The organism is Curtobacterium sp. MMLR14_006 (assembly GCF_001864985.1).
GTDB lineage: Bacteria > Actinomycetota > Actinomycetes > Actinomycetales > Microbacteriaceae > Curtobacterium.
This window is the reverse complement of the sequence record NZ_MJGU01000012.1, coordinates 197442-216290: the sequence shown is the minus strand read 5'-3', so window position 1 is coordinate 216290 and position 18849 is coordinate 197442. Positions and strand designations below refer to the sequence as shown.

Sequence of the window (18849 nt, the reverse complement as noted above, 5' to 3'; positions counted from 1 at the left end):
CCCGGGTCGACCCGCGTGGGTCGGCCCGCCCCGGCGGGTGGGGCGGTCCGTCAATGTTCGCCCAGGAGCTTGGACAGGTACCGAGCGACGGCGCGCACGGCGGCCATGTTCGTGCCGTAGTCCATCCGGGTCGGGCCGAGCACGCCGAGTCGCGCGAGCTCCCCGCCGGCCAGGTAGCCCCCGGCGACGATGCTCGTCGCGTCGAGCCCGTACTCGGCGTTCTCGACGCCGATGCGCGCGGCCACGCCGTCGTCGATCTGCATCTCGCCGAACAGCCGGAGCAGGGTCACCTGTTCCTCGATCGCCTCGAGCACGGGGAAGAGCCCGCCGGAGAAGTCCTGCTCGCTCTTCGCCAGGTTCGCCGCGCCGGCCATCACCAGGCGGTCCTGCCGGTTGGCCGCCACCTGCTCGATGAGGGTCGCGACGACCACGCCGGCGAGGGTCTGGACGTCCGGGCGGATCTGCTGCGGCACCGCGCGGAGCGCCGTCGCGACGTCCTGCAGCAGCAGGCCCACGGTCGCGCCGTTGAGCACCGTGCGGAGTTCGGTGAGTGCCGATTCGTCGAGGGCGACGTCGGTCTCGACGACGCGCTGCTCGACCCGTGCGGTGTCGGTGATGAGCACCACCATCAGACGGGCGTCGCCGAGGCGCACGAGCTCAATGTGCTGCACCCGCGCCCGCACCATCGAGGGGTACTGCACGAGCGCGACCTGGTTCGTGAGCTGGCTGAGCAGCCGGACCGTGCGGCCGAGGACCTCGTCGAGGTCGTTCGGGGCGCCGAGGAACGTCTCGATCGCGTGCCGCTGCGCGCTGGTCAACGGGCGCGCTGCCGCCAGGTGGTCGACGAACACCCGGTACCCCTTGTCGGTCGGCACGCGACCCGACGAGGTGTGCGGCGCGACGATGAGCTGTTCGTCCTCGAGCAGGGCCATGTCGTTCCGGATCGTGGCGGCGCTGACGCCGAAGGCGTGCCGCTCGACGATCGTCTTCGAGCCGACGGGCTCGCGCGATGCCACGTAGTCGCGCACGATCGCCTTCAGGACCTCGAGGCTGCGTTCACTGACCACGCGCGCGCTCCTTCCGGACTGATCTGGCACTCGGACGTGTCGACTGCTGATCCTACGCCCGACCACCGTCCGGCCGGGACCCCGCGACGGCCGGTACGCTGCGGGCATGACCTACGGACAGCAGCCCGGCGGCCCCGAGTTCCCTCCCGGCTACCGGCTCCCGGAACCGATGCGCCCCGAGGACCAGCGCCTCTGGGCCACGTTGACCCACGTCGGTGCGATCTTCTCGAACTTCATCGTCCCGCTGGTGGCCTACCTGGTGCTGCGCGACCGCGGCCAGTTCGTCCGGGAGCACACCCGGAACGCCCTGAACTTCCACATCACGATGGGCATCGCGTACCTGGTGTCGTCCATCTTGATCTTCGTGCTCATCGGCCTGGTGCTGCTGCCGATCGTCGCCGTCGTGACGATCGTGTTCAGCATCATCGCCGCGATCGCCGCGAACCAGGGGCAGCTCTACCGCTACCCACTCGCGATCGAGTTCATCAAGGAGTAGCGGCTCAGTCGAGCAGCTCGCGCACCACGGCGTCGGCGAGCAGGCGACCCTGCAGGGTCAGGTCGATGCGTCCCCGCACCGCGGCCGATCCGTCCACCAGCCCGCGTGCGATGAGGCCGGCGACCCGGCCACGGGCCTCCTGGCGGATCTCGCTCGTCGCGAGCTCACCCCGGACCCGCGCCGCGAGCAGCAGGCGCTCGACGTACCGCGTCTCGTCGTCGATGGTCTCGCGGCCGGCGGCCGGCGACTCCCCCGACAGCACCCGGTTCGCGTACGCGGCCGGGTGCTTGACGTTCCACCAGCGCGTGCCGGCGACGGCCGAGTGCGCGCCGGGTCCGACGCCCCACCAGTCGTGGCCCTTCCAGTACGACAGGTTGTGCCGACTGGCGTGCGCGTCGCCGCGGGACCAGTTCGAGACCTCGTACCAGGAGTAGCCGGCGTCGCCGAGGACCTGGTCGGCCAGTTCGTACATGTCGGCGGCGAGGTCGTCGTCGGGCGCGGGCAGGTCGCCACGGGCCACCATCCGGCCCATCGCGGTGCCGTCCTCGACGATGAGCGAGTACGCCGACACGTGGTCCGGCTCGCAGGCGATCGCGGCGTCGAGCGACGTGCGCCAGTCCTGCAGCGACTCCCCCGGGGTCGAGTAGATGAGGTCCAGTGAGACGTCGAGGCCCTGCTGCTTCGCGAGGTCGACGACGACGGGGACCCGGAGCGGGTCGTGCGTGCGGTCGAGGGTCGCGAGCACGTGCGGCACGGCGGACTGCATGCCGTAGCTGATCCGGTTGAAGCCGCCGGCCCGCAGCGTCTCGAGCGACGCGGCGTCGACGGAGTCGGGGTTCGCCTCGGTGGTGACCTCGGCCCCGGGCACGATGCCCCAGGTGTCGTCGATCGCACGGAGGATCATCGCCAGGTCGGACGCCGGCAGCATCGTCGGGGTGCCGCCACCGAAGAACACGGTCGACACCGGGCGACGCGGCACACCGGAGCGGTCGAGCACGGTCGCGGCCCACTCGATCTCGCGCACCGCGTGCCCGGCGTAGTCGTCACGCCGCACGCCGCGCAGCTCCGACGCCGTGTACGTGTTGAAGTCGCAGTACCCGCAGCGGACCCGGCAGAACGGCACGTGCACGTAGACGCCGAAGGGCACGTCCCCGGCGTCGGCACCGGGTGTGATCAGGCCGTCCGACGGCGCAGGATCGGCGATCGGCAGAGCACTCGGCATGCCGTCCATTCTCCGCCATGATGGAGGGATGGAGCACCACCCCGTCCCCACCACGGTGCTGTGGGACATCGACGGCACCCTCGTGATGAACGCCTCGTCGCCGGGCAACCTGTACCACCTGGCGCTCGAGCGTGCGGTCGGCCGCGACCTCACGCTGCGGGTCGGCCACCAGCACGGGCGCACCGACGCCGGGCTGATCGCCGAGCACGTCCGCGCCCACGACCTCGAGGACTCGCTCATCCCCGCCGTCGGACGGCACCTGCACGACCTCACCGCCGAACGGCACGCGTCCGGAGACCACCGCGACCCCGTCCCCGGCGCGAAGGCGCTGCTCGACCGGTTCGCCGCACTCGGTTGGCGGAACGGGCTGCTCACGGGCAACTCCGAGTACCGCGCGCGGGTCAAGCTCACCGGTGCCGGGTTCGACCCCGCCGTCTTCGACTGGGACCACTCCTACTTCGGCGACACCGAGGTGGAGCGCTCGGACGTCACCCTGCGGGCCGCCGCGGAACTCGCCGGCACCCGTGCCGTCATCGTCGGGGACACCCCGCGCGACGGCGAGGCCGCCGACGCCGCAGGCATCCCGTTCCTGGCGGTCGCCACCGGGGTCTACGACGTGGACGCACTCCGGGCGACGAACGCCGTCACCGTCGCGCGGGACTGCCGGTCGGACGCGTCCCTCATCGAGGACGCGATCGCAGCGCTGCCGCCGCTGCGCTGACGCGGGGCACCGTGCCCGGCGGGGTCAGTCCCCGCGCAGGGCCGCCAGGTACTGCTCCGCCATGACCTTCTGCTGCCGCCGCACGAACGGGGCGACGAACCGCCACTTCGCGCTCGACGGCTGCGAGAACTGCCGGATCTGCAACCACACCGAGCCGTCCGGGGTCCGTTCGACGACGAACGACTCCTCGCCGGACAGCGGGTGCCCCTCGAGCGTGCCGTAGGCGAAGCCCTTGCGGTCACGCTCGTCGATGATCGCGACGACGCGCACCGGGGCCAGCACCGTCTGCCCGAAGGCGTGCATGGTCAGGGTGGCGCTCGTGCCCGCGGTCAGGAGCGGGGTGCCGTCCGGCGCGAACTTCTCGACCCGCGGGGTGCCGATCGACGCCGGCGCGATCGGGACGCCGTCGTCGTCGAAGGTCACCGGGTTGTACCGGACCTCGTCGTCGTCGGGCTGGTCGTCCACCTGGACGCGGATGCCGCTGCGCTCCTGGATCTGCCACGTCAGCGCCTGCACCACAGCGGTCTCGAAACGCTGGTCGCCGTGGCCGATCCGAGCCCGGGACTCGGACGGCGTGAAGCCCTCCGGCGGGTACGTCATGAGGTCCGACGCCTGGGTCGCCCCCACCGCGCCGTACGTCAGGGCGGTCCGGTAGCTCCCGCGGGTACTCATGCCGCCATGCTACCGGGAGCGGCCGGTGCACCGGCCCGCGCGGCGCGGACCGACACGACGTGCCCCGCTACTTCTTCTTCTCCTCGACGTCACCCGAGAGGGCGGCGATGAAGGCCTCTTGCGGGACCTCGACCCGGCCGACCATCTTCATGCGCTTCTTGCCCTCCTTCTGCTTCTCGAGGAGCTTGCGCTTGCGGGTGATGTCACCGCCGTAGCACTTCGCCAGGACGTCCTTGCGCATGGCGCGGATGCTCTCGCGGGCGATGATCCGGGCGCCGATGGCCGCCTGGATCGGCACCTCGAACTGCTGGCGCGGGATGAGCTTGCGGAGCCGCTCGGTCATGAGCGTGCCGTAGGCGTACGCCTTGTCGCGGTGCACGATCGCGCTGAACGCGTCGACCTGGTCGCCCTGCAGCAGGATGTCGACCTTGACGAGGTCGGCCGCCTGGTCGCCGGTCGGCTCGTAGTCGAGGGAGGCGTAGCCCTGCGTCTTGCTCTTCAACTGGTCGAAGAAGTCGAAGACGATCTCGCCGAGGGGCATCTCGTAGCGGATCTCGACGCGGTCCTCGCCGAGGTACTCCATGCCGAGCATGCTGCCGCGGCGCGACTGGCACAGCTCCATGATCGCGCCGACGTAGTCCTTCGGCGCGAGGATCGCGGCGCGGACCATCGGCTCGCGCACCTCGACGATGCGGCCGCCCGGGAACTCGGAGGGGTTCGTGACCTCGGTGACGGTGTTGTCCTCGTTGGTGACCTCGTACACCACGCTCGGCGCGGTCGTGATGAGGTCGAGACCGAACTCGCGCGAGAGCCGCTCGGTGATGATCTCGAGGTGGAGCAGCCCGAGGAACCCGCAGCGGAACCCGAACCCGAGCGCCACCGACGTCTCCGGCTCGTAGACCAGGGCGGCGTCGGACAGCTTCAGCTTGTCGAGCGCTTCGCGGAGGTCCGGGTAGTCCGAACCGTCGATCGGGTACAGGCCCGAGAACACCATCGGCTTCGGGTCCGTGTAGCCCGGCAGTGCCTCGGTCGCGGGCTTCTGCGCCGTCGTGACGGTGTCGCCGACCTTCGACTGGCGGACGTCCTTCACGCCGGTGATCAGGTACCCGACCTCACCGACGCTGAGGCCCTCGGTCGGCTTCGGCTCGGGCGAGGAGACGCCGATCTCGAGGATCTCGTGCGTCGACTTCGTCGACATCATCTGGACCTTCTCGCGCGGCTTGATCGACCCGTCGATCATGCGCACGTAGGTCACCACGCCGCGGTAGCTGTCGTAGACCGAGTCGAAGATCATCGCGCGCGGGGCCGCCGCGACGTCGCCGACCGGAGCGGGCACACGCTGCACCACCCGGTCGAGGAGCTCGGGCACGCCGACGCCGGTCTTGCCGGACACGCGGAGGACGTCCTCCGGCTTGCCGCCGATGAGCTGCGCGAGCTCGGCGGCGTACTTGTCCGGGTCGGCCGCCGGCAGGTCGATCTTGTTGAGGACCGGGATGATCTCGAGGTCGTTCTCGAGCGCCAGGTACAGGTTCGCGAGCGTCTGCGCCTCGATCCCCTGGGCGGCGTCGACGAGCAGGATCGCACCCTCGCACGCCGCCAGGGAGCGCGAGACCTCGTACGAGAAGTCGACGTGACCCGGCGTGTCGATCATGTTCAGCGCGAAGGTCTCACCGTCGAGCTCCCACGGCATACGGACGGCCTGCGACTTGATCGTGATGCCGCGCTCGCGCTCGATGTCCATGCGGTCGAGGTACTGCGCGCGCATCGCGCGGTCCTCGACGATGCCCGTGATCGAGAGCATGCGGTCGGCCAGCGTGGACTTGCCGTGGTCGATGTGCGCGATGATGCAGAAGTTGCGGATCGCACCGGCCGGGGTCGCGGCGGGCTCGAGCGGAGCGGATGCTTGTGGGCTCACGGTTCCTCAGGTGGGTCGGACGGTCGAACGATTGTCCCACGGTTGCGCGCCGACGCGCGCACCCGCGGCCGACCTGTGGAGACCGGTCACCGCCCTGGACGCCGAGCGGGGCGGACGGGAGGCACGGGGCGGGCCCGCACCGTGCCTCCCGTCCGTCAGACGGTCGCGCCGACGGGCGCGGGCAGTGCGCCCAGGCCGCGCCGCAGGTCGTCGGGGGTGGCCGCCAGGCAGACGCGGATCCAGCCCTCGCCGGTCCGCCCGAAGGCGCTGCCGGGAGCGACCGCGACCCGTTCCCGCTGCAGGAAGCCGAGCGCCCACTCGGCGACGTCGCCGGCGGAGGCGTGCGACACGTCCACCCACAGGTAGAAGGCGCCGCGCGGGTCGAGGTACCGGATGCCGGCGGCGTCGAGCGTCTGCTTCGCGACCTCGAGGTTGGCGCGGTAGTGCTCGCGGGCGTCGCGCACGGCGGAGTGGTCCCCCACGATCGCCGCGAGGGCCGCGTACTGGTCGGGCTCGGCGACGCAGCTGATCATCGCCTCCTGCGTGGTGCGCATCGTCGGACCGAGGCCCTTCGGCGTGACGAGGTAGCCGACGCGCACGCCGGTCATCGCGTACGTCTTGCTGAGCGAGAAGGCGGAGAAGACCCGGTCGTCCTCGTCGAGGGCGGCCAGGCTGACGTGCCGGGTGCCGTAGGTGAAGTACTCGTAGACCTCGTCGCTGATCACCCAGAGGTCGTGCCGCTTCGCGAAGGCGAGCAGCGCACGCAGGGTGTCCTCGCCGAACACCGAGCCGAGCGGGTTCGACGGCGAGTTCACGACGAGGACCCGGGTGCGCTCGGTGACGCTCGCCTCGAGGGCCTCGAGGTCGGGCTCGAAGCCGTGCTGCGGCTCGAGCCGGTACGGCACCGGGGTCGCGCCGAGGATGTGCGCGTTCATCGTGAAGGTCGTGTAGCCGGGGTCGGGCACCAGGACCTCGTCGCCCGGGCTGAGCGTCAGCGTCATCGCCTGGAACAGCGCCTGCGTCGCACCGATCGTCATCCAGATCTGCTCGAGGTCGACCTCGATCCGGTTCTCCCGCCGGAGCTTGTCACGGAGGGCCGACCGGAGCGGGGCGATGCCCCCGTTCGGCGTGTAGTCCGTTCGGTCCTCGGTCCAGGCGCGCCGGGCCGCTTCCCCGATGTGCGGCGCGACCGGCACGTCGGGCTCGCCGATGACGAGCATCGTCACGTCGGTACCGTCGGACTGCAGCAGGGCGGCCTGCTCGAAGACCCTCCGGATGCCGGAGGCGGGCACGGTGTCGATCCGAGGTGCGAGGGATGGCATGTCCGTCACCGTATCCGGTCGTTGTTGCCGCGGCGTTTCGCCGATCCGGCGGTGTTTCGTGCTTTGGCGGCAGCCCTGCGGCCTGGTAGTGTTGGTGGCTGGCTTCCGCGTTCCCCGCCCACGGGTGGAACGCGATGCGACCAAGGGCCCCTCTACCCTGCGGTCGCGCCCACCCGTACGAGACGAAGCAGGAGCAACACATGGCGAACATCAAGTCGCAGATCAAGCGCATCAAGACCAACCTCAAGGCCACCGAGCGCAACAAGGCGTACAAGTCGGAGCTGAAGACGTACATCCGTCACACCAACGACGCCGTCGCCGCGGGCGACAAGGACAAGGCCGTCGCGGCCCTGGCCCTCGCCTCGAAGAAGCTCGACAAGGCCGTGAGCAAGGGTGTCATCCACAAGAATCAGGCCGCGAACCGCAAGTCGGCCATCGCGAAGAAGGTTGCCTCGCTCTGATCTCCTGAGCGTCGCACGAAGGCCCCGTACCGGAAGGTGCGGGGCCTTCGTCGTGCGGGGGCGGGGTGCGGGGTGTGGGGTGTGGCGCTTCGTGAGCAGGAATGGTCGGGTCGCGAGGGCGCACCCGACCATTCCTGCTCACGAAGTGCACGCCGACGGGCGCGAGCCCACCGAACGGGCACGGGCAGGCTGCAGCAACGCGGGTGGGGACCCGCAGCGGGCACGAGCGTTGGGGCACGCCGGGCGCTGCGCTCGTCCAGTGAGCAGAAGACGTCGAGTCGTGCGGGCGCACCCGACGTCTTCTGCTCACTCGGTGCACGCTGCCCAGCACGGGATCGTCGCGCTGCACCGCACGGACGCGGGGGTCGGGCGGGCGGGCGTGCGAGGCGCTGCGCTCGCTCAGGGAGCAGAAGTCGTCGGGTCGCGAGGCCGCACCCGACGTCTTCTGCTCACTCGATGGACGACGCGGGCACGGGCACGGGTACGGGCGCCGCCGCAACGGCTCGACCGCGGGACCTCCGGGATGCCTCGCCGGGCGATCGTGAGCAGGAACGGTCGGGTCTGCCGGGCGCACCCGACCATTGCTGCTCACCAAGTGCACGCCGACCGGCGCGGGACCGCCAGGAGGCCGGGTGCCGGGCGATCGTGAGCAGGAACGGTCGGGTCACGAGGGCGCACCCGACCATTGCTGCTCACGAAGTGCACGCCGACGGGCCCGGACCGCCGGGACACCCGCCTCGCGTCAGCGGGCCTCCCCGCGCCGGGCGATCGTGCGCACCATGACCTCGAGGGCGTAGTGCGCGTCGCGGGAGCCGCCCTTCACCGCTGTGTCCGCCTCGGCGATGCTCGTGATCGCGTTCGCCAGCCCGGACTCGGTCCAGGAGGCGACGTCGCGCTGCGCCCGTTGCACCTGCCACGGCGCCATGCCGAGCGCGGAGGCCGCCTGCCCGCTCGGACCGCGGAACGCGCTGACCTTCGCCATCGTGCGGATCTTGCTCGCGAAGGCGGCGACGATCGGCACCGGGGCCTCACCCGTGGCGAGGGCGTGCCGCAGCTCGACGATGGCCGGGGCCGAGCGGCCGACCAGGGCGATGTCGGCGACCTTGAACGCGTTCGTCTCCACCCGGCCGCCGTAGTACTTGTCGACGACCTTGTCGGTGATCTCCTGCGCCTCGTCGGCGAGGAGCTGCCGGCACGCCGCGGCGAGCTCGGCGAGGTCGTCCGCGAAGGCCGTCACCAGGGTGCGCACGGCCGAGGGCGCGATCTTCCGCCGGGCGGCGCGGAACTCGGCGTTCACGAAGTCGATCCGGTCGGTCTCGCGCTTCAGCTCGTCGCAGAGGACCTCGATGCCACCGCCGACCCCGCTGCGGATCGTGTCGAGGAGCTTCTTGCCGCGCACGCCACCGCCGTGCCGGAGCACCAGGGTGACGTCGTCGGCGGGGGCCTGCAGGTACGCGATCGTCTCGGTGATGAAGGCGTCGGTGCACTTCTCGACGTTCGTGACCCGGACGAGTCGGGGCTCGCCGAAGAGCGAGGGGCTCGCCAGGGTCGCGAGGATCCCGGGCGCGTACTGGTCGGCTTCGAGGTCGTGGACCTCGAGCGCGGGGTCCTCGCCGACGAGCAGGTCCTTGAGCACGCCGCGGGCACGGTCGGCGAGGAACGCCTCGGGACCGGTGATGAGCACGACGGGGGCCGGCCGGATCCCGGACCAGGGGACCTGGTCGATCTTCGCTGCGGCGCGCGCGGGCTTCTTGGCGGGCATGCGGTCCTTCCGGGGTCGCCGGTCCGGTCGGTACCGGGGCGGGTGGTGCACCTCCGATCCTACGGGCGGCCGCCGACGACGAGCGCTCGCTCCACACCCGCACGCCGTCCGTGCCGGCACGGGCGAGCACGATCGTGCCGAGCTCGTCGGTGCGGAGCGGCACGGTGCCCGCTGCCCGGAGGGCCTCGAGGGCGGAGCGCGTCGGGTGCCCGTAGGTGTTGTCCGCGCCGACGCCGATGAGCCCGACGCGGGCGGCGAGCTGCCGGGTGAGCTGCGGGTCCTGGTCGGCCGAGCCGTGGTGCGACACCTTGAGGACGTCGACGGGCCCGGTCGGCAGCACGCCGGAGGTGCGCAGCCGTCGTTGCGACGACTCCCCCAGGTCGCCGAGCAGGACCCCGGTGAGGCACGCCGCGCAGGACGCCGGGTCCGCCGGACCGATCGTGAGCACGATGCTCGCGTCGTTGCCGGACGCACGGTCACCGGCACGTGGCCACACCACCCGCCACGCGAGCGGCCCGAGGACACCCGACACCCGGTCGTCCGCCCGGCGGACGTCGGCCCCGGCGCGCCGGAGGTCCTCGACGACCCGGTCGTCCGACGAGCGGCCGGTCGGCCCCACCAGGGCGGTGTCGACCGATCCGGCGACGGTGTCGACCGCACCGACGTGGTCGCGGTCGAAGTGCGTGAGGACGAGCAGGTCGATCCGCGTGGTGCCGAGCAGGTCGAGGCACGCCCGGAGCCGTTCCGGGTCGTCGCCGGTGTCCACGAGCGCCACGGCGTCGCCGCCCCGGAGCAGCACCGCGTCGCCCTGCCCGACGTCGCACGCCGCGACCGACCAGTTCCGCGGCACCGAGCCACGGACGACGAGCACCGGGACCGTCACGGCGGCGACCCCGACCACGACGACCAGCGCCGACGCGAGCAGGAGCCACCGCGCGGTCCGTCCCCGGACCAGGACCGCCGTGGCGATGCCCGCACACGCGAGGACGGCCGCGGCGACCCCGACCGGTCCGCCCGGCCAGGGCGTCGCGGCGTGCGGCAGCGACGCCGCCCCGCGGGCGATCCCGCCGACGGCTGCGGCGGGGACCCAGGCGACGGCAGCGAGCACCTGCGCGCCGACCGGGGACACCGGCGCGAGGACGCAGGCCGCGAGCCCGACGACCGTGACGACGGGGGCGAAGGGTTCCGCGAGCAGGTTCGCCGGCACGGCGTAGGTGGGCAGCGCCGGCGACAGCGGGATCGTCACCGGCCAGCAGGCGACCTGGGCGGCGACGGGGACCGCGAGGGCGGCGGCCACCGGTGCCCAGACTCGACGGGCGAACAGGTCGGTCAGGGGCGGCCCGAGCACGACGATCCCGCTCGTGGCGAGCACGGACAGCGCGAACGCGAAGGACCGTGCGACCCACGGGTCGGCGACGAGCATCCCGGTGGCGGCGAGGGCGATGAGCGGCACGCCCCGCACCGGGCGGCCCGCCAGGTGCACCACGAGCACCACGACGGCCATCACCGTCGCGCGCACGATCGACGGATCGGGGCGGACGAGCACCACGAACGCCAGGAGCACGCCGACGGCCACGGCGGCCCGCACCACCCGCGGCAGGCCGCAGGCCCGCCCGAGCACCACGACGAGTCCGACCACGACCGCGCAGTTGGCTCCGGAGACGGCGGTCAGGTGCGTCAGGGCGACGGTCTCCATCGCGGCCTCGGTGTCGGGGTCGAGCCCGGACCGGTCCCCGATCGCCATGCCGCGGAGCAGTGCTGCTCCGGGCTGGGGCAGACCGGCCGTGGCGCGCACGAAGGCCTGCCGGGCGGTGTGGGTCGCACCGAGCGCTCCCCCGGGCGGCACGGACGACGGCGCGCCGCGCAGGAACGCCACGATGGCGGTCGCCGAGCCCGCGCGGTCGAACTGCAGCGCAGCGGTGCCGGTGACGTGGGAACCGGCCGGCAGCACGGCGCCGGGCGGGTCGTCGCGCGCGGGTACGAGTCGGACGGGGACGCGGAGACCGGCGACGGCGTCCGCCCGCTCGAGCGTGCCGACGACCGACCGGTCACCGGGGACGAGGTCGCGGGACAGGACCGCCTCGACCTCGACGCGTGCGGCGCCGTCCGCCCCGACGACGGCGTGCAGCGACTGCGGGGACCGGCGGGGCTCCGCCACCGCGACCGACACGGCGAGCAGCGTGGTGAGCGCGGCGGCCACGAGGACCAGCGCGGCGACGACCGCGGGTCCGCCGCTCGGCCGTCGGCCGAGCAGGACGCCGCTCACGACGGCGAGCACGACCGCGACCGTCCCGACGACCGGTGCGGCGTCCGGCGCACCGACGAGCAGGGCGACGACGACCCAGGCGACACCGACGGGTCCCGCCACGCGCAGGTCGGCCGCACTCGGGGCGAGGTGCACGCGTCCCTCCTCAGACCCGCACGCGATCGCGCAGCTCGGCGAAGCGGACGTCGCCGATGCCACTGACGTCGAGCAGGTCCTCGACCGCGGTGAACCCGCCGTGTTCGTCGCGCCACGCGATGATGCGGCCGGCGAGCCCCGGCCCGATGCCGGGCAGGGTCTCGAGCGCCGCCTGGTCGGCACGGTTCAGGTCCACGACGCCGGCGCCCGACGCCCCGTCCGGCGCACCGTCCGCAGCGCCACCGCCACCCGCCGCAGACCCAGCGCCGCCCCCGCCACCGGCCACCGGGTCGAGCGCCTCGGGCACGTCCTGCTGCCCCTGCCGCGGCACGTACAGGCGTTCCCCGTCCGTCAGCGGCCGCGCCAGGTTCAACCGGTCGAGGTCGGCGTCCTCCGTCGCACCGCCGGCACGCTCGAGCGCGTCGGTGACCCGGCTCGCCGCGGGCAGGTCGACGACGCCGGCCCGACGCACGGCCCCGAGCACGTGCACGACCACCCGCCCGGAACCAGCACCAGCACCAGCACCGACACCATCGGACGGGGACGGGGACGCCACCGCCGACAAGTCGGCACTCGACCCGCCACCGGCGGACGGCGCACCCCGCACGACCACCCCGTCGGCACCACCACCGTCACCCCCACCAGCACCGAGGACCCCGACCAGCACCACGACGAGCGCGACGGCGACCACGACCCCGGCGAGCACCACGGCCGCCCGCGGGGACAGCGTGAGGCGGGACCACCAGGGCCCGGGTGACGACGGCGAGGACATGCCCGAACGCTACGGAGCCCGGCCGATCGACCGGGCTCCGTCGGGCACGTCTGTGGACGGGCGTCGCAGCCGCCCCCGCTGTGCAGGGACGGCCGCGCGCTACCCCTTGATCGCGATGTTGACGAGCTTCGGCGCCCGCACGATGACCTTCACGATCTCGCGGTCACCGATGTAGCGCTGCACGTTCGCGGACGACCGCGCGAGCTGCTCGAGCTCGTCCGCCTCGATGGACTTCGAGACCTCGAACGAGTCGCGCACCTTGCCGTTGACCTGCACGACGGCGGTCAGGGTCTCCTGCACGAGCAGCGTCGGGTCGGCCTTCCGCCAGCCGTACGTGGCGACGGTGGCCTCGTAGCCGAGCTGCTCCCACATCTCCTCGCCGGTGTACGGCGCGAAGACGCTGAGGGCGAGGGCGACGGTCTCGACGGCCTCGCGCACGGCGGGGTCACCGGCGCCGGGACCGCCGTCGATCGCCTTGCGGGTGACGTTGACCAGGTCCATGAGCCGCGCGATGACGACGTTGAACTTGAACGACTCCATCATGCCGGGGGCGTCGGCCAGGAACCGGTGGGTGACCTGACGGAGTGCCCGGTCGCCCTCGGCCCACACGGCGTCGGGCGTCGAGGTGACGTCGGTCGCCAGGCGGTAGGCCCGGGCCAGGAAGCGCGCGGACGCCGACGGGGAGACGTCCTCCCAGTTGATGTCGTCCTCCGGCGGGCCGGCGAAGCCCATGACGAGGCGGATGGCGTCGACGCCGTTCGCGTCGAGTTCGTCGCCGAGCGAGACGCCGCCCTTCGACTTCGACATCTTCGAGCCGCCGGACAGCACCATGCCCTGGTTGAGCAGTGCCGAGAACGGCTCGGTGAAGTCGAGGTAGCCGAGGTCGAACAGCACCTTCGTCACGAAGCGCGCGTACAGCAGGTGCAGGATCGCGTGCTCGATGCCGCCGATGTACTGGTCGACGGGCGCCCACTTGCGGGCGATGGCCGGGTCGAACGCCTGGGTGTCGTCGTTCGCCGCCAGGAACCGCAGGAAGTACCACGACGAGTCGACGAAGGTGTCCATCGTGTCGGTGTCGCGCAGCGCCGGGGTGCCGTCGACCGGGTTCGGCACGTTCACCCAGTCGGTCGCGCCGCCGAGCGGTGACGTGCCCTTCGGCTTGAGGTCGAGCCCCTCGGTGTCCGGCAGTCGCACCGGCAGCTGGTCCATCGGCACGGGGTGCTCGGTGCCGTCGGCGCCGTGGATGATCGGGATCGGCGTGCCCCAGAACCGCTGGCGCGAGATGAGCCAGTCGCGCAGGCGGTAGGTCTTGGCGGCACGGCCGGTGCCGCGCTCCTCGAGCAGCGCGATGGCGGCGGTGATGGCGTGCTGCTTCGACATGCCGTCGAGCGGCCCGGAGTTGATCATCCGACCGGTGCCGGTCAGCGCCTCACCCGTCGACACCGGGTCGAGGGCGGGGAGTTCCGTGTCGGGGGACACGACCGGGATCGCCCCGGTCACCGCCGCGTTCGTGTCGACCACGACGCGCACGGGCAGGTCGAACGCCCGCGCGAAGTCGAGGTCGCGCTGGTCGTGCGCCGGCACGGCCATGACTGCGCCGTGGCCGTAGTCGGCCAGCACGTAGTCGGCAGCCCAGATCGGCAGGCGCTCCCCCGTTAACGGGTGGATCGCGAACCGGCCGAGCGGCACGCCGGTCTTCGGGCGGTCGGCGTTCTGCCGGTCGATCTCCGAGGTCTTCTGCGTCGCGGTCAGGTACGCGTCGAAGTCAGCCCGCACCTCGTCAGGGGCGCTGGAGACCAGCGATGCCGCCAGGTCCGAGTCCGGCGCCACGACCAGGAACGTCACGCCGTGGATCGTGTCCGGACGCGTGGTGAACACCGTGACCGGCTCGTCGCGGCCCTCGATGACGAAGTCGACGTCCGCGCCGACCGAGCGGCCGATCCAGTTGCGCTGCTGCGCGATGACCTTCGCCGGCCAGCGGCCCTCGAGCTGGTTGAGATCGTCGAGCAGGCGGTCGGCGTAGTCGGTGATCTTGAAGTACCACTGCGTGAGCTTCTTCTTCACGACGACGGCACCGGAGCGGTCAGAGGTGCCGTCGGGCAGGACCTGCTCGTTCGCGAGCACGGTCTGGTCCACCGGGTCCCAGTTGACCCAGCTGTCCTTCCGGTAGGCCAGGCCCTTCTCGTACATCTGCAGGAACAGCCACTGGTTCCACTTGTAGTACTCGGGGTCCGAGGTGTGGATCTCGGTGGTCCAGTCGAACGACGGCGCGTAGCGCTTGAAGGACGCCTTCTGCTGCGCGATGTTCGCGTAGGTCCAGTCCTTCGGGTCCACCCCGCGCTTGATCGCGGCGTTCTCGGCGGGCAGGCCGAACGAGTCCCAGCCGATCGGGTGCAGCACGTTGAAGCCCTGCTGCCGCCAGTACCGCGCGACGAAGTCCCCGAGCGCCCAGTTCTCGGCGTGCCCCATGTGCAGGTCGCCGGACGGGTACGGGAACATCTCGAGGATGTACTTGCGCGGACGGGTGTCGTCGAGGTCCGTGGTGAAGAGCCCGAGCTCTTCCCAGCGGGGCTGCCACTTGTCCTGGATACGACGGAAGTCGTAGGCGTTCGGGTCCTCGGCCTGCTGCTCGGTGGTCACGGTCCTCAACGATACAAGCCGGGAGGCCCGTCCCGCGTCCGCCTGTCGGCTCACCCGGCGAGCAGGCGTCCGTCCCGCATCCGCAGGGTCCGGTCGACCAGGTCCGGCGCCACCGGGACGTGCGACACGATGAGGACCGTCCGCCCCGCTGCGCGGGCGGTGGTGACGAGGTCGCGGAGCACGGCGTCGCCGAGGTCCGGGTCGACGTCGGCGGTGGGTTCGTCGAGCACGAGGACCGGGAACGCGTGCAGCAGCGCCCGTGCCAGGGCCAAGCGGTGCGCCTGCCCGCCGGAGACGAGACCGCCGCGCTCCCCGACCGACGCGTCGAGACCGCCGCGCCGGGTGACCCACGCGCCGAGGCCGACCCGGTCGAGCACGGCGAGGAGCTCGTCGTCGGTGGCGGTGTCGCGGGCGAAGAGCAGGTTCTGCCGCACCGACTGGTCGAACACGAACGGGTCCTGCTCGATGAGGCCGACCCGGGCACGGACGGCATCGGGGTGCATGTCGCGTGCTTCGATCCCGTCGAGCGTGTACGAGCCCTCGTGCTCGACGAACCGGACGAGCGCGTCGACGAGCGTGGACTTGCCGGCGCCGCTCGGCCCCTCGAGCACGACGACCTCGCCGGGGTGCAGGTCGAGCGACACACCGTCGACCGCGGGCCGGTCCGCTCCGGGCCACCGCACGGTGAGGTCGCGCAGGGCCACGATGACCGGCCCGTCGACGACCAGGTCGGCGGGGTCCGCGTCGGCGTCGGGCTCCGGCACGATGCCGGCCGGCAGGTCGGCGGGCACGGTCCGCTCGACGCGGTCGGCGGCGGCGCGCACCCTGCGGAGCGTGAGGACGGCGAGCGGGACGGTGCCGACGACCTCGAAGAGCGCGAGCGGCACGAAGACCGCGAGGGCCCAGAGCGGACCGTCGAGTGCGCCGGACACGACCGCGGGGGCGCCGACCGCGAGGATCCCGATCACCGCGCCGCCGCCGAGCAGGCCGACGAGGGCGCCGACGAGGGACTCGACGGTGCCGCGCCGCCGGACGGCCCGGGTGACGCGGGCGTCGAGGCGGGCGATGTGGGCGAGCCGGTCGTCGAGCGTGCCGTACGCCGTGAAGACGTCGAGCGTGCGGACGGTGTCGAGCACGAGGTCGGCGACACGGCCGCGGTCGGCGGCGGTCTCACGGTCGGACCGTTCGGCGATCGCCCGGGTGACCACCGACCCGACGAGGGCGGCGATCGCGAGCGCGACGATGAGCACGAGCGCGGCGGGCACGGACACGAGCGCCACCGCGACGACGGACAGCACCGCGACGACCGCCGCGGACACGAGCGGGCCGACGACCCGGATGGGCAGGTCCTGCAGGCGGTCGGTGTCGGTGACGAGCCGCGTCAACAGGTCCCCACGACCGGTGCTGCCGAGCCCGACCGGCGCGACCGAGGCCAGCCGTCGGTACATCTCGGTGCGCACCATGGCCAGCTGCCGGAAGGAGGCGTCGTGCCCGGCGAGCCGGTCGACGTAGCGCAGGGCGGCGCGACCGAGCGCGAAGGCCCGGACCCCGACCATGACGAGCGTCAGGTACAGGATCGGCGGGTGTTCCGCGGCCCGCGTGATGAGGTAGCCGCTCGCGGCGAGGAGCGCGACGGCGCAGACCGCGCTGAGCGAGCCGGCGGCGACCGCCTTCGCCCAACCCGACCCGTGCGGCATGGCGAGCCGCAGGACCGACGTGCCACGGGCCTCCCGGCTCATGCGCGCACCCCCGGTCTGATCGTCACGGACCCGTCGGACGCGACGTCCAGTCGGAGGTCGGCCGCGGCGATCACGGCCGGGCGGTGGCTGGCGACCACGACGACCGCTCCGTCGGCCGCCAGGCGACGGACGGACGCGACGACGTGCGCCTCGGCGTCGGCGTCGAGTGCCGAGGTGGGTTCGTCGAGCAGGACGAGCGGGGTCCGCTCGCGGTGCGCCCGGTAGAGCGCGCGGGCGACCGCGACGCGTTGCGCCTGGCCGCCGGACAGGCCGCTGCCGCCGGCGCCGACCGGGAGGCCCGGGTCGACTCCCAGCCCCGCGTCACCGAGCGCGGTCCGCACGTCGTCGACGTCGGGGGTCGCGCTGAGCGCGACGTTCTCGGCGACCGTCCCCCGCACGAGACGCGGGCGCTGGTCGGCCCAGGTGGTGCGGTCGGCCACCGGGGCACCGGCCGCTCCGGGCACCGTCACCGTGCCGTCGTGGGGCAGCGCCCCGCGCAGGGCGGCGATGATGCTCGACTTGCCGGAGCCGCTCGGACCGGCGAGCACGACGACCGTGCCGGCCTCGGCGTGCAGGTCGACGGGGCCGATCACGACGTCGGGACGGCGGACCGTCAGCCCGCGCACCGTCAGCGCGGTCGCCGCAGCGGGTGCGGGGGTCGGTGCCGTCGCGGCCGGGGCGTCGCGGTCGTCGTCGAGCACGTCGAGGACCGCGGCCGAGGCCTCGACGCCGTCCTGCGCGGCGTGGAAGTCGGCGCCGACCTGCCGGATCGGGGCGAAGGCCTCCGGTGCCAGGACGAGCACGAACATCGCGGCACCGAGGCCGAGCGACCCGTCGACCAGGCGGATGCCGATCGACACCGCGACCAGGGCCACGGACAGGCTCGCGGCGAGCTCGAGGGCGAACCCGCTCACGAACGACAGTCGGAGCACCCCGAGGGTCCCCCGCCGGTACTCGTCGGTGACCGCGCCGATCCGACCGACCTGGCGCCGCGCGCGGCCGAAGACCTTGAGCGTCGCGAGCCCCTCGACGGCTTCGGTGAAGGCGCCGCCGAGCGTCGCCAGGGCGTCGGACTGCCGTCGCTGCAGCGCCTGCGTCGCCAGGCCGATCAGGATCATGAACACGGGGATGACCGGCAGGGCGAACAGGATGACCAGCCCGCTCGTCAGGTCGCCGATCCCGATCGCGACGAGGAGCACCGGGGTCGCGATCGCGGTGAGGGCGAGCTGGGGCAGGTACCGGCCGAAGTAGGCGTCGAGGGCGTCCAGCCCCGGTCCGAGCGTCGTGGCGAAGCCGGCGCTCGACCGGCCGGACAGCCACGCCGGCCCGCGCTCGGCCGCCCGGGCGAGCACGGTGGTGCGCATCTCGCTCTTCACCCGTGCCGCGGCCCGTGCCGCCAGGTCGTCGGTGGCCCAGGCGGCGACCGCCCGGAGCACGAACGCCCCGCCGAGCAGCGCGAGCGCCTGCCCGAACGCCGCCGGGACGCCCCCGCCCCCGACCGCGTCGACCCCGAGGGTCACCGCCGCGGCGATCCCCCACGCGATCGCGATGGTCGCGACCGTGCGCAGGACGCCCGTCCCGGCGGCGGCGACGATGAAGCCGCGCGCCGTCCGGGACAGCCGCAGGAGTCGGGGGTCGAGGGGCTTCACCGTCGTCCGC

The 18849-nt window shown here is 72.8% G+C and carries 13 protein-coding genes and 1 pseudogene; 3 read left to right on the top strand and 11 right to left on the bottom strand.

Annotated features, from left to right (window positions below):
* Positions 1-50: 50 nt before the first annotated feature.
* Positions 51-1067, bottom strand: coding sequence for a heat-inducible transcriptional repressor HrcA (gene hrcA, locus BIU94_RS04550; protein WP_071254655.1), 1017 nt, complete (start codon positions 1065-1067; stop codon positions 51-53).
* A 106-nt stretch (positions 1068-1173) separates the two neighbouring features.
* Between hrcA and BIU94_RS04545 the strand changes: the two genes are divergently transcribed.
* Positions 1174-1563 carry a DUF4870 domain-containing protein gene (locus BIU94_RS04545; RefSeq protein ID WP_071254652.1) on the top strand — a complete coding sequence of 130 codons (390 nt, stop codon included), beginning with the start codon at positions 1174-1176 and terminating at the stop codon, positions 1561-1563.
* Between the two features lie 4 nt (positions 1564-1567).
* Here the strand turns inward: BIU94_RS04545 and hemW are convergent, their stop codons facing one another.
* Entirely contained in the window at positions 1568-2785 is a 1218-nt protein-coding gene (gene hemW, locus BIU94_RS04540; protein ID WP_071256232.1) for a radical SAM family heme chaperone HemW, read from the bottom strand.
* Positions 2786-2813: 28 nt separating this feature from the next.
* Between hemW and BIU94_RS04535 the strand changes: the two genes are divergently transcribed.
* The gene (locus BIU94_RS04535; RefSeq protein ID WP_071254649.1) at positions 2814-3506 is read left to right on the top strand and encodes an HAD family hydrolase; all 693 of its coding nucleotides are present in this window, start codon (positions 2814-2816) and stop codon (positions 3504-3506) included.
* Positions 3507-3530: 24 nt separating this feature from the next.
* On the opposite strand, the gene BIU94_RS04530 is transcribed toward BIU94_RS04535, so the two are convergent.
* The 3 genes from BIU94_RS04530 to BIU94_RS04520 all read right to left on the bottom strand — a co-directional run bounded on the left by BIU94_RS04530 (position 3531) and on the right by BIU94_RS04520 (position 7415).
* Positions 3531-4178, bottom strand: coding sequence for a DUF1990 family protein (locus tag BIU94_RS04530; protein ID WP_071254647.1), 648 nt, complete (start codon positions 4176-4178; stop codon positions 3531-3533).
* A gap of 67 nt (positions 4179-4245) precedes the next feature.
* Entirely contained in the window at positions 4246-6093 is a 1848-nt protein-coding gene (gene lepA / locus BIU94_RS04525) for a translation elongation factor 4 (RefSeq protein ID WP_071254644.1), read from the bottom strand.
* 155 nt (positions 6094-6248) lie between these two features.
* Positions 6249-7415 carry a pyridoxal phosphate-dependent aminotransferase gene (locus BIU94_RS04520; protein ID WP_071254641.1) on the bottom strand — a complete coding sequence of 389 codons (1167 nt, stop codon included), beginning with the start codon at positions 7413-7415 and terminating at the stop codon, positions 6249-6251.
* A gap of 200 nt (positions 7416-7615) precedes the next feature.
* Here BIU94_RS04520 and rpsT point away from each other — a divergent pair, with 200 nt between their 5' ends.
* Complete coding sequence (gene rpsT, locus BIU94_RS04515; RefSeq protein ID WP_071254639.1) at positions 7616-7876, top strand: 30S ribosomal protein S20; 261 nt, start codon at positions 7616-7618, stop codon at positions 7874-7876.
* 742 nt (positions 7877-8618) lie between these two features.
* On the opposite strand, the gene holA is transcribed toward rpsT, so the two are convergent.
* The 6 genes and pseudogenes from holA to cydD all read right to left on the bottom strand — a co-directional run bounded on the left by holA (position 8619) and on the right by cydD (position 18839).
* Complete coding sequence (gene holA, locus BIU94_RS04510) at positions 8619-9638, bottom strand: DNA polymerase III subunit delta (RefSeq protein WP_071254636.1); 1020 nt, start codon at positions 9636-9638, stop codon at positions 8619-8621.
* 625 nt (positions 9639-10263) lie between these two features.
* Positions 10264-11334: pseudogene (locus tag BIU94_RS18250) on the bottom strand (ComEC/Rec2 family competence protein); the annotation flags it as partial.
* 715 nt (positions 11335-12049) lie between these two features.
* Positions 12050-12811 carry a ComEA family DNA-binding protein gene (locus tag BIU94_RS04500; RefSeq protein WP_071254631.1) on the bottom strand — a complete coding sequence of 254 codons (762 nt, stop codon included), beginning with the start codon at positions 12809-12811 and terminating at the stop codon, positions 12050-12052.
* A gap of 99 nt (positions 12812-12910) precedes the next feature.
* A complete protein-coding gene (gene leuS / locus BIU94_RS04495) occupies positions 12911-15451 on the bottom strand; it encodes a leucine--tRNA ligase (RefSeq protein WP_071254628.1) in 2541 nt (846 codons plus the stop codon).
* Between the two features lie 50 nt (positions 15452-15501).
* Positions 15502-17190 (bottom strand): thiol reductant ABC exporter subunit CydC, encoded by a 1689-nt coding sequence (gene cydC, locus BIU94_RS04490; RefSeq protein WP_071254625.1) that lies wholly within the window; start codon positions 17188-17190, stop codon positions 15502-15504.
* Positions 17187-18839 carry a thiol reductant ABC exporter subunit CydD gene (gene cydD / locus BIU94_RS04485; protein WP_071254622.1) on the bottom strand — a complete coding sequence of 551 codons (1653 nt, stop codon included), beginning with the start codon at positions 18837-18839 and terminating at the stop codon, positions 17187-17189. Before cydD ends, cydC begins: the two co-directional genes overlap by 4 nt.
* Between the last annotated feature and the right edge of the window lie 10 nt (positions 18840-18849).